General features: G+C 67.5%; 9 protein-coding genes and 3 pseudogenes. 6 read left to right on the top strand and 6 right to left on the bottom strand.

The features are described 5' to 3' along the window. Positions 1-212: 212 nt before the first annotated feature. Both OHO83_RS37515 and OHO83_RS37510 read left to right on the top strand, forming a co-directional pair. Positions 213-353, top strand: a pseudogene (locus OHO83_RS37515) (IS5/IS1182 family transposase); the annotation flags it as partial. After that, positions 354-509: pseudogene (locus tag OHO83_RS37510) on the top strand (IS256 family transposase); the annotation flags it as partial. A gap of 87 nt (positions 510-596) precedes the next feature. Here OHO83_RS37510 and OHO83_RS37505 read toward each other — a convergent pair. The 3 genes from OHO83_RS37505 to OHO83_RS37495 are packed head-to-tail and all read right to left on the bottom strand — an operon-like array spanning position 597 to position 6,476. Next, positions 597-4,436 carry a non-ribosomal peptide synthetase family protein gene (locus OHO83_RS37505; protein WP_330280425.1) on the bottom strand — a complete coding sequence of 1,280 codons (3,840 nt, stop codon included), beginning with the start codon at positions 4,434-4,436 and terminating at the stop codon, positions 597-599. Further along, complete coding sequence (locus tag OHO83_RS37500) at positions 4,433-5,401, bottom strand: EamA family transporter (RefSeq protein ID WP_405602426.1); 969 nt, start codon at positions 5,399-5,401, stop codon at positions 4,433-4,435. The genes OHO83_RS37505 and OHO83_RS37500 overlap by 4 nt, the downstream gene beginning before the upstream one ends. A gap of 58 nt (positions 5,402-5,459) precedes the next feature. Beyond that, positions 5,460-6,476 carry a PrpF domain-containing protein gene (locus OHO83_RS37495; protein ID WP_330280423.1) on the bottom strand — a complete coding sequence of 339 codons (1,017 nt, stop codon included), beginning with the start codon at positions 6,474-6,476 and terminating at the stop codon, positions 5,460-5,462. Positions 6,477-6,910: 434 nt separating this feature from the next. Here OHO83_RS37495 and OHO83_RS37490 point away from each other — a divergent pair, with 434 nt between their 5' ends. From OHO83_RS37490 to OHO83_RS37480, 3 genes are all read left to right on the top strand, one after another. Next, the gene (locus tag OHO83_RS37490; RefSeq protein ID WP_330280422.1) at positions 6,911-7,381 is read left to right on the top strand and encodes a DoxX family protein; all 471 of its coding nucleotides are present in this window, start codon (positions 6,911-6,913) and stop codon (positions 7,379-7,381) included. Between the two features lie 1,837 nt (positions 7,382-9,218). Next, positions 9,219-10,295, top strand: a complete 1,077-nt coding sequence (locus tag OHO83_RS37485; protein ID WP_330280421.1) for an ImmA/IrrE family metallo-endopeptidase — start codon at positions 9,219-9,221, stop codon at positions 10,293-10,295. A gap of 3 nt (positions 10,296-10,298) precedes the next feature. Continuing rightward, positions 10,299-11,462, top strand: coding sequence for a hypothetical protein (locus OHO83_RS37480; protein WP_330280420.1), 1,164 nt, complete (start codon positions 10,299-10,301; stop codon positions 11,460-11,462). Positions 11,463-11,476: 14 nt separating this feature from the next. Here the strand turns inward: OHO83_RS37480 and OHO83_RS37475 are convergent, their stop codons facing one another. Beyond that, positions 11,477-12,094, bottom strand: a complete 618-nt coding sequence (locus OHO83_RS37475) for a hypothetical protein (RefSeq protein WP_330280419.1) — start codon at positions 12,092-12,094, stop codon at positions 11,477-11,479. An 898-nt stretch (positions 12,095-12,992) separates the two neighbouring features. On the opposite strand from OHO83_RS37475, the gene OHO83_RS37470 reads away from it, so the two are divergent. Beyond that, positions 12,993-13,325, top strand: coding sequence for a helix-turn-helix transcriptional regulator (locus OHO83_RS37470; protein WP_330280846.1), 333 nt, complete (start codon positions 12,993-12,995; stop codon positions 13,323-13,325). Here the strand turns inward: OHO83_RS37470 and OHO83_RS37465 are convergent. Continuing rightward, positions 13,238-13,798 carry an NADPH-dependent F420 reductase gene (locus OHO83_RS37465; protein ID WP_330280418.1) on the bottom strand — a complete coding sequence of 187 codons (561 nt, stop codon included), beginning with the start codon at positions 13,796-13,798 and terminating at the stop codon, positions 13,238-13,240. The genes OHO83_RS37470 and OHO83_RS37465 overlap by 88 nt on opposite strands. An 841-nt stretch (positions 13,799-14,639) precedes the next feature. Then, a pseudogene (locus OHO83_RS37460) lies at positions 14,640-15,020 on the bottom strand (FUSC family protein); the annotation flags it as partial. Positions 15,021-15,149: the final 129 nt, after the last annotated feature.

The following is a 15,149-nucleotide window of genomic DNA, read 5'->3' as shown; positions in this document are numbered from 1 at the left end:
ATTGCCGGCCGCACCGCCTTCGCCGTGGGGTTGACCTCGTCCAAGGGCCCGACAACGGCGGCAGCCTTCCACCGAGCTTGGTGGCTCTTGCACTTACGGAGCCCTTTCCAACCTGACGGCGTTGCCTGGAGGTTGGCGGCCTGTACGAACCGATGAAGCTCCTGGTAGACGGGTTCACGACCAAGATCACCCGTGCCGACCAGGAGCTTCGTGTGCTTGTCTATCCATCGGCGATCGATCTGTCCAGTGCCCACCTGCGCCACCTCGCTGGGCATCTCACGGTTCGCCGTCGCGAGATCGGCACCCGGTGGCGCCGCGTCACGCCAGGCCGTCAGGCTCTGCTGGTCCTGGCCCCCAACGAAGCCGCCGCCCTCAAGTGCATCTACATGGCCCTGATGAGCCTGGACCCGACGGGGAAGGGCCGCAACAGGTGGACCATGCGCTGGAAGGCACCCCTGAACGCGTTCCAGATCGCCTTTGAGGGCCGCCTGACCCCGAGCAACAACTGACCACTCAACAATCAAGATCAGCGTTAAATTGACACACCCGGCCGAGTGACGGCCCCACCGCCGCGGGCACGGCGGCGGGGCCGGCGTTCACCGGAGGTCGGCGAGTCCGCGGATCGCCGTGGCCAGTTCCGCGATGCCCTGTTCCTTCAGGACGCTGTAGTGGTCACCAGTCAGCTCCACGATCGTCGGTGGGGCGCTGGAGTAGCCGGAGTGTGCCTCGATGAAGGAGTAGTCGTCACCGGCGGCCTTGATGATGGTCACGGGTGTGTTCAGTTGGTGTTCGGTGAGTTCGCGGAAGGTGTACTCGAACTCGTAGGTCTCCGCGACGATGTGGGTGATGCGGCGGATCAGCTGCTCGTCCAGGCCGGGCAGCCGGTCGTGGACGAAGCTCACGAAGCTGTCCTCGTCCTGCGTGGCCGCGACGCACGCATCCACGTCGGGGCCGCTGACGGCGCCGGCGAAGACCGAGTACAGGATGGAGACGTAGACGGGGTTGCGGTAGGAGGCCTCGCGGCCGAACCGGTCGGCGCCTGCGGCGCGGACCTTGGGGTTGCCGGGGCAGATCAGCAGCAGGTGGTCGACCCGGTGGCCGGACTGCTCGAGCTGCCAGGCGGCCTCGAAGGCGACGCGGGCGCCGAATGAGTAGCCCCATAGGCTGTGGAGGCCTTCGGGTTGGGTGCGTAGGATGTCGGCCACGTCGGCGGCCGCCATGTCGCGGATCGTCGGATACGGCCTCTCGCCGGCGTTGATGCCGTGCGCCTGGACACCGAAGAACGGCCGGCCGGTAGTAGCTGTGTGGGCGAGCAGGCGCAGGTTCATCGGGTAGCCGCCGAGGCCCGGCCAGCAGAAGATCGGGCGGCCGGTGCTCTCGCCGTGCAGCGGGACGAGCCGTGAAGAGGGCGCGGCCCCGTCGTCCTCGATGCGCGCTGCGAGATCGGCGAGCTTGGGGCGCTCGAAAACGACCTGGAGCGGCAGGCGTAGTCCGAACTCACGGTTGATGCGGTTGACGAGCGCCACCGCGATCAGCGAGTTGCCACCGGAGGCGAAAAAGTCGTCTTCCACGGACACTTCGTCGTACTTCAGTGCCTTCGCCCACGCGTCGGCCAGCCACTGCTCGGCCGGGTTGGCGGGGGCGACGTAGGACCGGCCGGTGTCGGCGGAGCGGACCTGCTCGGCGGCGGCCAGTGCCTTGACGTCGACCTTGCCGTTGGCGGTGAGGGGCATCCGTTCGAGCACCAGGACGCGGCCCGGAATCATGTAGTCGGGCAGTCGCTCCGCCAGGTCGTCCCGGATCATCTCGGCCGGGCCCTTCATGTGGACCGCATCCTCGTTCATGCCCTCGCTGCGGAGCTGCTCCTCGCTGACCTTGCCGCCAAGGAAGAAGTACGAGGGACCGGTGGGTAGCGCGCAGGAGGCGAGGATGTCGTCCACGCGCCGTGCGGCGGGCAGTGGGTGGCCGGTCTTGGAGCTGTAGCCGGACGACATCAGACCGATGCGCCGGGCGTTGCGCTGCAGGTGGTGGAGCGTGGTGCCCATCGCGATGTACTGCAGTCGCTCGTCGCCCGTGCGGCTCACCGCGGTGATACCGAAGCTCGCCCGCTCGTACACCTGCTGGTTGATGGCGATCACATGCTTGGGCAGGACGAGTGCGTCGGAGATGGGGGTCAGGTCGCGGCCGGTCCATCGGTACTGGCCAGCCGGCAGGCCGTGCACACAGCCCGGGTGAGCCTGTACATAGATGTCGGTGGGGTCGTGCGGGGGCACGCCGTCGTGGGAATCGATGGTGAAGGTGCCCAGGTAGTAGTCCTCGGCGGCGACCTCCAGGGTGTCCTGCACGGCGGGCCGGTGGGCAGCGGGGCGGATCGTGAGGCCGTACTCGGGGAGTATCTCCTCGAAGACGCCGAGCATGTGACCGGCTTCGAACTCGAGCACCTCGCGGATGTTGTTCTTGTAGACGGGCTCGATGGCCCGCCTCTTGCCGATGAGGTGCACCGACAGCCGCGGGTCGGCAGTCTGCGCGGCCTCGGCGATCCGCACCAGGGTGTGGTCGGCGGGGTGGTAGTAGTACACGCCGGCGTCCAGGCCATCCAGACCACCGGCCTCCAGGTACAGCTGTGTGGCGTACAGGGCTCCGGGTGAGGCGTAGGAGTACTTCGACAGGAGCCGCTCCTCGCTGCGGAACTGGCCGAACCAGCGCAGCAACTCGCCGAGTTGATGGAACGTCAGGTCTGACAGCGGACGTGAGTGTGCGCCGGTCGGGCGCGGGGCGAGCAGGGCGAGGATGTCGTCGCGAGTGACCTGTCCGCCGTCGAAGTACCGGTAGGTCTTGCGGGCAAATGTCTCTCGCCGCTGCCGAACGGTCTCTTGCCGGCCCGGCAGCGGTAGTACGTGCCTGCCGTCGAGTTCGTCCGCGTCCCGCAGGCCCGGGTTCGACAGCTGCGCCTTCACCTGGAGCTTGCTGGCCTTGGACTGGTGGTGGGTGCCGGCGTTGCCCTGGTCCATCAGGGCGGCTTCCTTCGGGTTGAGCTCGACGCACGCCAGCAGATTGGTGGAGCCGGTACGCGGGTCCTCGGCGGTGATCGCGGCGGCGCGGCGCACCCAAGTGTGCTCCTCGATGGCCAGGGCTATCTCGTCGAGTTCGACGCGGTAGCCCCGCAGCTTGATCTGGTTGTCGGTGCGGCCGGTGAACTGGATCGTGCCGTCGGGGTGCCAGTACGCCAGGTCGCCCGTCCGGTACAGCCGCTCGGTCGGCACGAACGGCGAGGGGACGAATCTCTCCTTCGTCTGCTCGGGCCGGTTCAGGTATCCGCGGGCCAGCTGGACGCCGCCTATGTACAGCTCACCGCTCTCCCCGATGTCCACCGGTGCCAGGTTCTCGTCGAGGATGTAGCACTGAGTGTTGTCGACCGGCACGCCGATAGGGACCGATCCGGTGCCCTCGCCCAGCGCGTCCGGGTCGACCAGGTGGGCTGTCGCGTTGATGGTGCACTCGGTCGGCCCGTACAGGTTGACCAGCGATGCCCACGGAACCTCGTCGAGGAAGGTGCGGGCCAGCTGCCGGGAGAGTGCCTCGCCGCCGGAGAACACCCGGCGCAGCGTGGTGCAGGAGCCGAGCCGCTCAGTGTCGAGCAGTGCCTGCAGCAGCGTGGGCACGCACTGCACAGTGGTCACCTCGTGCGCGGCGATGGTGTTGATCAGCGCCTCAGGGTCGCGGTAGCTGCCCGGCGCTGCCATCGCCACACGAGCGCCGAGGGCGGGGGCGAGGATCTCCCACTGCGCCGCGTCGAAGCTCATCGGCGTCTTTTGCAGCACGGTCGTACGCGGACCCAGATGCCCGCACATCTGCATCCACTGCATCTGGTTCAGGATGCTGCGGTGTTCGATCAGGACGCCCTTGGGTCGGCCGGTGCTGCCGGAGGTGTAGATGACGTAGGCGAGGTTGCCGGGCGCGGGCGCCGACAGCCCGGTGGCCGGGCTCTGCGCGGCCTCGGTGAGCGTGACGATGCGGGTGCCGGACGGGGCGAGGTCATGCAGTCGGGCCGCGAGGTGGTCCTGCGTGACGATGACGTCGGTGCGGCTGTCTTCGATCATGTAGCGCAGCCGCTCCTCGGGGTACTCCGGGGACAGCGGCAGATAGGCGGCGCCCGAGAACAGGATGCCCCACACGCCCGTCATCAAGTCCAGGGACGGCTCGGCGTACAGGCCGACGCAGTCGTCGCGGGCCATGCCCAACTCGTTCAGGTGGCTGCCCAGTCGGGCGGCGGCTACTGCCAGCTCCTGGTAGCTGAGGCTTTCGCCGTCGCTGGTGACTGCGGTGGCGGCGGGCTGTACGGCGGCCTGCTCTTGCAGCAGTTCGGGCAGGCTTCCGCCGAGGCGGAGGCCGTGGGCGCGGGTCGTGGAACGTACGGTGGGCTGTGCTGTGGTCATGGTTTCCCCTTGGCTGCGGGTGCGTGGTCGTGAGTCGGTGTCGATGACGTGCCGTCAGCCGGTGTCCCGGCGCGTGGCGGCTGCGAGGTCTGTGCCAGGGCGACGGAGGCGACGACCGCCGCGGAACCGGCGAGTTGGAGGGGTGTCAGGCCCTGGCCGAGGACGAGGTATCCGAGAGCGGTTGCGGTGAGTGGGCTGGCGAAACCCAGGATCGACACCGCCAGGGCCGGTAGCCGTGCGATTCCGCGGAACCAGACGGCGTAGGCGAGCAGTGCCCCGATCAGGCACAGATACGCGAAGCCTGCGATGTTGCCGGCGGTGACACGGGTGGGCAGTCCTTCGGCAGCCAGGGTGACCGGCGCGAGCAGCAGGCCGCCTGCGGTCAGCTGCCAGCCGGTGAACGTCAGGACGCCGATGCCCGCAGGCCGTCCCCAGAGTTTGGTGAGCACGATGCCGACGGCCATGCTGACCGCGGCGGCGAGACCGGCGACGATGCCGGTGGCGTCGATGTCGGCGCGGGGTGTGAGGGCGAGCAGCGCCACCCCTGCCACGCCGAGTACGCAGGCGGTGACCTGCGCGGGACGGATCGGCTCCTTCAGCAGCACGGCCCCGAGCAGCAGAACGATCATCGGCTGGACGGCGACCACCAGCGCGGCCACCCCGCCGGGCAGATGGTAGGCGGCCACGAACAGCAGATAGAAGAAGACGCCGATGTTCAACGCCCCCAGCACCGCAGCACGCCACCACCACGCGCCGTGTGGGAGCCTCCGGCCGATCGCGAGCAGGACCAGCCCGGCGGGCAGCGCCCGCACTGCGGACGCCAGCAACGGCCTGCCCGGTGGGAGGAGTTCCGTTGTCACCAAGTAGGTGCTGCCCCACACCGCCGGGGCCAGCGCCGTGAGCAACACGTCGCAAGCCTGGGCCCGTCCGGGAGTTGATGGACAAACGCGCAGGGCAGAAGGCATACGTGAACCGCCTGTGTGTGGAGGAAGTGAGTTACGTGGAGCGGCGCTTGTTGGAGCGTCAGCTGATGTGGGCGGGAGTGAGCATCAGGTCGCGCAGCGGCTCGAGGAAGACGGGACCGTCATACCGGACGGTCCCGCGGCGCACGCCTGCGCGGACCAGGGTGTCCTGCAGGGTGGTGCCCGACACGGAGAGCCGCACGACCGTGGTGCCGCCTGGGGTGTCGATGACCAGTTCGTCCGTCCGGCTCCAGCCCTGGAGGGCCAGCCGCTGCGGGATCGTGCCGTCGATCACCGCGGCGGCGGCCACAGTGATGGCGTCGGCCGGCGCAATCGGAGCGGACGGGACCGGCGCCGGAAGTGTCAGAACCGCCAGACGCCGGTACTGGTACTGGCCCACGGCGGCAATCTTTGGTAACACGCTGCTCTCCGGTAGGCCCAGGCGGCCCGCGGCGGCACGGCGGATGCCGGCCAGCCGCTCTCGCACCGCCGAACCGGCCGCGAACAGGGCCTCCTGATCCGGCAGACCGAGCTCGGCGGCATCGACGAAGACATACGGATTGCCGGCGGACACCAGGGACACCGGTACGCCCTCGAGCTCGGTCTGCGGCGTTCCGGCGGGCAGCAGGTCACGCAGTCGGCGAGGGGGGTCGTAGGCGAATTCCACGGCGAACGCCGCAGTACGGCTGGTTCCGCTGACCTCGCAGGCGACTCGGTCACCGGTATTGAGGACGTTGACGTGCCATCGGCGGCCCTCGGTGAGGCGGGGCAGCCAGGCAAGGCGGTGTGCCACGGCGACGGAGGACAGGATCGAGTTCCCGCAGCTGCCGCGCAGAGCGAAACGCGGCAGTGTGCCGGGCACGTACTGGGCGAACAGGTGGTCAAGGTCGGAATTCGGGTCGGCGGACGGCTCGATCATGGCGATGGTCGTGACATCGGCCGCGTAGTGATCGGCCAGCCAGTCACGCGCCACGAGGAGCGTGTTGATGAGTACCCGCTCGTCCGCGGGCATCGCCCTGCGGTCCAGCACGAGCGTGGGGTCGCTCTTTCCTGCCGTGTAGCAAAGATGGCCGATCATCCGGTCCCTCCATAGCTGGTGTCTGCCATGGCCCTCGGACAGCGTCGTCGGCGCGGGAGCCGGCCGGCGGCGATTCACCCGAGTGGGGCGGGCCGCTTGCAGCTTGTACGGGCGCACTCCGGCTCACAACGACTACCTGGCAAACGAGAGGGAAACCGCGCATTCGACCAGGTAGAGCGGCGGCCGGTGATCACGATCACAACGCGCCTACCGCTTCGCACAGATGCCGGGTTGCGCTGCGGCGACCCCTCTGAACTGGCCTGCTTCCAGCGTTGGCTGACTGTTCGCCAATTGGCAGCCCACCTGCGAGCGGGGGCATATAGCGTCCCGCATCGCCGTTCGGGTACCGCTCTCCGCGGCCGAATCCTCCCCCACGCCGTACATCCGCAACCGCATTTCCCCATTGCCCCACACGCTTTGAAGGACTGAGGCTCATGTACCGCTCTGTCGAATCCGTCGGGACCAAGGCTGCCGGTTCCATGCAATCACTGGTCCGTATCGTCGTCGGGTTCCTCTTCGCCTGCCACGGCGCCGCTTCGCTGTTCGGCGTGATGGGCGGAGCCGTTGGTACGCATGGCGGGAGCGTTCCGCTTGGCGCGTGGCCCGGATGGTGGGCGGCCGTCATCCAACTGGTCGGGGGCATCCTCGTGGCACTCGGCCTGTTCATCCGGCCGACGGCGCTGATCTGTTCGGGATCAATGGCGTACGCCTACTTCACCGTCCACCAGCCGACCGGCCTGCTGCCGATCGAGAACAACGGTGAGCCCTCTGCCCTGTATGCCTGGATCTTCTTGATGTTCGCCGCCTTTGGTCCTGGCCCCTGGGCGCTGGAGCGGCTGCGGTCGACCACGCGGAAGGAGCCGCGACGGGCGGCGGTCGCCGATCGGGCCGCGGCGGACGCGTAACGCGGCCGCCGGTAGCTCCTCACCGGTGGCGGCTGCCGCCACCGGTGACGTCCCACCGAGTGACGTAGCCGATCAAGGTTGGTGAACGCGCAGGTATCTGCCCGGGGCGGGTATCCACTGCCGGTGAGCGCTCCCCGCGTAAGGGCAGGCCACCGCTCAAGTCTCCGCCGCAGCGACGGCCGAGGGTACGGAAGGTGCGCTCTCATCGATCTCGACCCCTCCGCGGAAAGAGCCGAGCGGCAGCCCTCCATCCACGCACCCGGCCGCCCGCAGCGCCGAGCAGGCCCATCCCCTGCACCCGCCGTACCACCTCAAGCAGCACCCCGACACCCTGGGCGTGCAGCTCTGCCCCGTCTGCGCTACCAGTCCTGAGCACCGACCACGGCCTATAAGACCCGGTGAGCCGAAGTCAACGACTGAACCGTCGGCCAGCACACGGCGCCCTGCCGGAACGGTTTCGTGTCATTGCTGGAAACGTGACGATGCGCAGCCGGTTCGTGATGGGCACTCCGCGCTCAGCTTGCGCACTATGACCCGCCGCCTTGAACGTCTTGGTCGCCTCGCTGCAGCGCCGCCCCCTGACGCAGAGTGGACCGGAGGACCTGCTCGGGAGAGGGTTGTTGGTTTGCGAGGGGGCGGGGACAACCCGGAGGAGATTCCCCAGGGGGCGGGAGCCGGATGCCCACACTCCGAGGGTGTGGCGGTCGACCACGAGCAGCCGCTGCTGCTTGGCGAAGGCCACAGCCGACGCGGTGACTCTGCCGTTCGTCACGATCACCGCCACGTCGGCCCCGGACCTGTCGGGCTGTGCCGTTGAGTACCTGAAGCCCACTACGGATCAGGCGAGGCCGTTGCGGCGGTGCGTCCCCAACTGGCAGGCGAGCACGGGTGTATCAGAAGTCGCCGTCACAAAGCAGCAGTTGCAGCGCATCTGAGTTCACCGTTCGGGTGCGCGGTCATTTCGGTTGCGCTGCAGGGTGAAGGTGTCGACCGGCTCCGCCTGGCCGTACAGACCGGTGACGGCGTAGTACGTCACAGCCATCGTCGTACGGCCGCCCGGATGGGTACCCGGATCGACTGTGAAGGCAACGAAACCGTAGGGGTTGACCCGGTCTCGGACCGCGGACCACGGCGCGTCCTCCGTCACGTAGACCGGAGTCTTCTTGCCGTTGGCTCCGGGCCGCCGACGCCGGTGATGACGTTGCAGCGGGGGGTGTCGAACAGAACGTCCATCGACGGGATCGAGGTGCCACCTCCGCCGATGATCACGGCTGCCACTTGACTTCTTAGCTCGCTGAGATGTCTATCGGTACACACCCCGCCAGCCCGGCACCGACAACGCACCATCCCCGGCCCACGGCCGACACTGTGAGACCAGGACACATTGGTCAGAGATGTCAGGAGTCAGACCCCAGAGCAGGGACAGCACCCACCCATCCTCCCGCCCCCACAACACCCGAACCCGACGTGCTCAAACTCGACCGCCAACCGCACCTATGCGGCAATTGATGTTCGTTGATGGCGGCGAACGTGCGAGAGATACAGCCGTGACGAACACGATGCGGCAACCCTGTGTTCCACCGCGGAGCGACCTCCTGATCTGTGCAGCGATGTCTCGGGCGGATGATGCACGTGAAGCCCTCTCCCACCCAACAACGGTCACCAGACAGACAGTTGGACTGCCAGGGGCGCGTGGTATCCCTGAAGGCATGACACCTTACGGATCACGTACGGAATATTTTGAGGGATAAAACCGTGTACCCTCAGTGGAGTTGAGGCTTGTCAGGGATGGAGGCGGACCGTGAGTGATCAAGAGGAGTTGCTCGCGGATCCCGCCATGCTCGTCCTGGCGCGCGACTCTCGAGGATGGACCCAGTCCGAGCTTGCCGAGCAGATGTCGCACGTGGACGACAACCGCATCACGCAGGGGTACGTAAGCCGGGCCGAAGCCGGACGCATCCCGGTCCGGGCCGAGCGGGTCCTCCTGTTCGCCGCCGCGCTTCGCTTCACACCCGAAATGCTGTGCCAGACCGCCGATACGGCCGGGGCAGGCATCGGGCTGATACACCACCGCAAGCGGGCCTCACTGGGAGCCCCCGCGCTGCGCCGAATCCATGCCACGCTGGCCCTCACCCGCCTCCAGGTCGAAGCGGTAGCGCGGGCGGCGGCCCTTCGTCATCCCCACCGGTTCAGGCACATTGAGGTCAACGACTTCGACACACCCGCGGACGCAGCGGAGACGCTGCGCGAAGAGTGGAACGTTCCCACCGGCCCCATCGACGACCTGGTTGCGCTGCTCGAACACGCCGGCGCCCTGGTCGTAGTCCGCGATCTGGGCACCACCGAACTCGACGCCGTCAGCCAGTGGCCGCACGACCGGGCGCCGCTGATACTCATCAACTCCACTGCCCCTGGCGACCGTTCACGCTTCAGCCTCGCTCACGAGCTGGGCCATCTGATCATGCACCGCGAGCCAGGCGAGGGACGTACACAGGAGTCCCAAGCCGACCGGTTCGCCGCCGAGTTCCTCATGCCGCACGAGGTGATCCTGGGCGAGTTGAAGCCCGGCATCGACGTCGCCCGCCTCATGGATCTCAAAGCCCGCTGGGGGGTCTCCATGGCCGCTCTCATCCGGCGGGCCGTGGACCTGGGCGTGATCAGCGAATGGCAGTACCGCACGCTCATGGTCGAGTTGTCCGCACTCGGCTACCGCACCAACGAACCAATCGTCATCCGGCGCGAGACCCCGCGCCATATCGCTCAGGCCGTCACCTGGCTTGAGGGGCAGCACCACCTCAGTGCGACCGAGACCGCGCATCTGGCGGGGCTGGGTCGTGAGGAGTTCCACGAGATCTACTTGTGCGCTTCTTCTCCGTCCGGACACAAGGACGTGCCGGACCCTTCTGCGAGGTGATTCATGAGCAACGCTCCCGATCCGAGGCGGCGACCGCCCGCCGTGAAGACGCTCGACCACACCGTGGCAGCGGTGCCGCTCCTGCAAGGCCGGGTACTACTGCACGAACATGCCCAGTACACTCCCCGACCTCGCCCGGCCCTCGATGACGGCCTGAGCGGCGTGGTCATGACCGGCGCCAACGCCGACGCACGCGCCTTCCAGCTCCGCGCCGACGTCGGCTACCAGGGCACTCTGCTGATCGACAGCGCCGTGTACACCACGTACACGGCAACGGCGGAGGAGCCGTTCATGGCTCCTCCCGACGAACTGTTCGCCGCCGTGGACACCTCGCTGAACTTCCAGAAGGCTCGAGGTGCAACCGCAGCACTGACACCCACCGGCTACATACCGCCGGCGAACTCCCGCGCCCTCAAAGCGGTAATGCGGGAAGCCAACCGCATCGAGCGAGCAGACACGCTGGTCTCCCTTCCGATCGATGTCACCTGGCTGAGCCGGGAGAACATCGGCCAACTGATCTCGGTCTGTGACAAGATCCGTCACCCGAAGGCAGTCATCCTCTTCTGCCAGTTCGACCCACTGGGACAGACGAAGGACATCCCGGCCAACTTGCGCAGGCTGTTCACCGAGGTCGAGCACATGTCACTGCTGCGCACAGACCTCGCAGCTCTCGACGTGATGGCGCACGGCGCCCTCTGCGCGGGAATCGGCGTCCAGAGCTCGCTCCGCCACGCGATACCACCCGACGAGAAGGCCCAGATAGGCAAGCGCGGTGGCGGCCCCACGTACCCGCACATCCTGATGCCGCAGTTGATGTGCTTCAAGGGCGCCGAGTTCTTCTCCAAGGTCTACGGCAATGCCGATCCGGCAACCTGCGACTGCGAGGAGTGCGACGGGCGCAGCCTCGACAGCTTTTACCTTTCCGACGGTGAAACGCGGCGTGAAGCCGAGAACCACAACATCCACACCTGGGGCGCATGGGTCAGCGACATGGCAAGCCACCGAGCCGGCTCCGAGCGTAAGACGTGGTGGCGCAACAAATGCGCTGCAGCCGTCGACCGCTACGCACTGGAAAACCAGCGCATCGGGGTGGGTGCGAGTCCCAAGTCCGGGTTCCAAGTACCCGCGCCGCTCAAAGCATGGGCGACGTTGCCCGTCGCTCAGTAGCCGGATGCACCCGCTCAGGGGAGCTGACGGTGGACGTCTTCCAAGAATTTCCAGCCAGCAACCGTATGGCGCTTGCGCACGAAGGGGCTGGGTGGCACAACAACCTCGACCGCATCACCCTGGACGTGGAGCAATCCGATGCCGTAGAAGTCAGCGCGCATCACCGCCTCGTTCTTGCGCCGCAACGCGCCATCGATCAATACGGAACGAGCAGTGAATGGCGTGAACCGCTCGGCCCGCTCCATCGCCGATTCCCAGCTGCGTCCGGGCACGAACACCATGTCGACGTGGACCGGCTGGGCTGCCAGACGGGTAATCAATCCGTCGCGTCGGACCACCGCCCCCTTCGGCAGGCACTTCAACGCTCGGCGTTCCCTGCCGTTCAGTGATCCGGCAGGAACAGGCTCGCCGAGCGGCAGCGCCATCAAGAGGTTCAGGGCATCCGGCCGCGTCAGGGGTGGCATACCCGCAGCCGCCCGTCGCTCCCGCTCTCGCGCCTCGACTCGGTAGGCCGCAACGACCTTCGCCCCCTCGGCTTCAACAACCGCCAGGTTCGCATCACGGGGTACGAGATCGCCGGGAGCCAGCGCTCCCGCAACCACACCCAAGGGCTCTCGTGCCGCGATTGCCATCGACCAACCCGCTCTCGTCCTGCACCCGACGCTCTCCCCAGCAGGGCTGTACGCGCTCATCCTTACCGCTTGCCCCGCGCCACCGGAAGCAGCCTCAACAACAAAGCCAACGGACCTCAACCGGCCCTAGACACGGAAGCGCGTCCAAACGAACGGCAAGGCTAGTACGGACACTCGTGCGATCGTCGACCGCCTCCCCGGATAGCTCCACATCGGCCACCCGCCGCCCTCTCGCTGCGCAATTTGCACCCACAACAGGTCACGAGCGAACGACTGCGATCGTAGTCATCCCGCGCCACGATGCCTACAGCTGTTCGAGTTCTTGGGCATGCCCCGACCTACCGGAAGCATCCACTCCCAGGCCGCGGCCCACCAGCGCCGCGCCAGCGGCCCCGCAGGCCGACGAGGGTCAACCTCTGTCACGTCCGTGTCACCAACAGCGTCGACGCACCTGAACCACCAAGACCAAACCTGCGTGAACGGCGTCGAACTGGACCACGTGGACGTCAGAAGACGGTTCCGACTACCTGTGCCATGTGGGACCGTCACGGCTCAGGGCGGGCAGCCGCCTCGCTATCAGTGGCCGGACGCAGTGCCTTCGAAGCGACGGGTACGCACAGGGCGGAGATCTTGGAGCCGAGATCACCCCCGGGATGCCGGTTGAGCACCCGCTACAGTCACTCACCGTGCCAGCGACAGCGCCAAGTTTCGTCTCTCGCCGTCCGTCACGGCGGCCTTCCCTGGGGGGAATCTGGGGAGGATCAGCGCTGCTGGGGAGCATCGACTGCATAAGACGGCACGCACTCTGACAGACCCTCAAAGACTGATCTGCGCTGGCCAGAGGCGACTGAAGCTGCATCGCTCCAGGTCAGCGCGACGCGGTAGACAACTTCATGACGTGAGTACCCAGATCGTCCGCTTCGACGATCCCGGGCAACGATCCGCCCTCCCGAACGGAATGACGAACTCGTACCAGGCCTCCTACGGCCTCACCAAGTCGCATCCCGTGCTGACACTGATCTCCCGCACAAGTATTGGAGGTCGGATGCCCCCGCGCTTCATGGATGCCAAGCAGACCGCCGAGTACCTCAACATGTCTCTCACCTGGGTCTATCGCGACGCACCCCGCCTCGGCTTGGCCGTCTACAAGTTCGGCGCCGGCCGGAACGCAAAGCTGCAGTTCAAGGTCTCCGAAGTCGACGCGTGGGCGCGCCAGCAGCGCCTCGGCTGACGCGGAGACGGCTCCGGACCCTCGTGCATCCGGGGGGTCTCGGCCAGGGCGGCGTTCCATGCCTTGGCCAGCGGCCGGCCCAGGGCTTCGGCGTTACGCACGCTTTCCACCTGCCCGCTGTCCACTGCCTCGATGGGCCCGCTGAGGTGCGGGTAGTAGTTGGTTGTGTCGATGACCACCGTCTCGTCGGAGACCAGGGCGAGCACGTCGGCCAGTTCTGGGGCACGCTCGAAGGGGATGGACATGATGATCACGTCCCTGTCCCGTACAGCAGAGTCCAGGGGCACGGCGCGGGCGCCGGGCTCCAGCACGTCAGCCGGGACGGCCTCGGGGCCCCTGGCGTCGGCCACCTGTACGTCGTGACCGGCGGCGGCAAGCTTGCAGGCCAGATTGCCCCCGATGGCGCCAGCACCGATAGCAGTAAGTTTCGTGATTTGTCCTTCCTGGGATCGTGCCGCTGCTCGGAATGGCACGATGTTCAGCGGCGCGGTCGATTAGGCACCGCTACGGCAAGGCAGTTGCCTGTGCTCGCCGCCTGGCCCCTGCCTTGCGCGAGGTACGGCCGTAGGGGAGGCCCAAGCACGCGGGCGTGATGCGTTATCCGGAAACGTCGCCCGGTTCCCGCAGGATGCCCATCGCCTGGTCCACGAGGTCCGGCATCGAGGGGTCCCGCCGCTTGCGGTCCAGCATCGGCGGCCGCGTCCAGGCACGAGATCGCGGCCGCCGCGAGTGCGTTGGCCCGCATGTCGATGACGGGATCCGGCCCGCCGAGCCGACGGGAGATCTCTGGCGCCAGCATGCTCTGCCAGCCCTGCGTCTTCTCCCAGTGCCGCGTCATCAACGTGCAGGCGTCGCTGAGCAGCCGCATCATGCCCATCGGAGGTCCGGGCTCGCCGGTCTAGGGCTCGGCGATCACGTCGAAAGCGCGGCGCAGGGCGTCCCAGGCCTCCTCTTGAGCCGGGCGGGCCGGGTCCACCATTCGAGGCGAAGCCCGGGCAGCGCTGCCGGCGTCCCTGACCTTCGTCGCGGGCGCCATACTGCTGGCGACTCTGATCCGCCGCTTCGGGCTCGGCTCTTTGGAGCACCTGTTCCGCCCCGCCACTCGGTCCGCACGGTCACCGGCCTCACCACAGAACGCGCACCCACACCGTCACCTAACGGTGCGTCAGGGAAGTCAGCAAGTGGTCAGCACGCACCCTGATTCACCCGACAACACGTGGCCACACATGCGGCTCGCCGAGTGCACCCCAGCACAGCTCCGACCAGCAAGAACACCGGCTATACGGGACTGGTTGCCTGTCGCGCCCTTGACATGGCGAAGAAGGTCATGAACGCGAACACGCCGAGGGAGTGCCCGCGCGGCCCCCACCGCCGCGCGTACACGCCGGCGCCCACGACCGCGAGGAACGCCAGGTCACGGGCGACGGGCACGTCGTGCAGCGCGGCCGCGAGCCCGAGCACCGGGAGTCCGACGGCCGGGAGCAGCGCGGTCGTCACGGCCTGTCCGCGCACCGTCGCGTCGGTCACCGTGAACAGGGCGAGCAGCGCGGCCAGGCCACCGGTGATGGCCGCGACGAGCGAGTGTCCGGCGAGCCCGCACAGGGCCACCGCAAGGCCGATTCCGAGGACGCCACGGGCCGCGAAGCGCAGCCGCAGCCGCCCCGGATCCGGAGCCACGAACACCCTCTTCAGCACAGCCGCCCACCCTTTCCGCGTCACCGCGAAACTCCGCATGAAAAAGGCGCCGCGGAGATCCCGCAGCGCCATCGACGGAAACATCACAGCATCTCAAGGGCCTATGGATCAACAGCAGGCGAATGCCTT

Source organism: Streptomyces sp. NBC_00569 (assembly GCF_036345255.1).
GTDB lineage: Bacteria > Actinomycetota > Actinomycetes > Streptomycetales > Streptomycetaceae > Streptomyces.
Note: the sequence above shows the minus strand (reverse complement) of the source record. Positions and strands in the feature narration are given on the sequence as shown.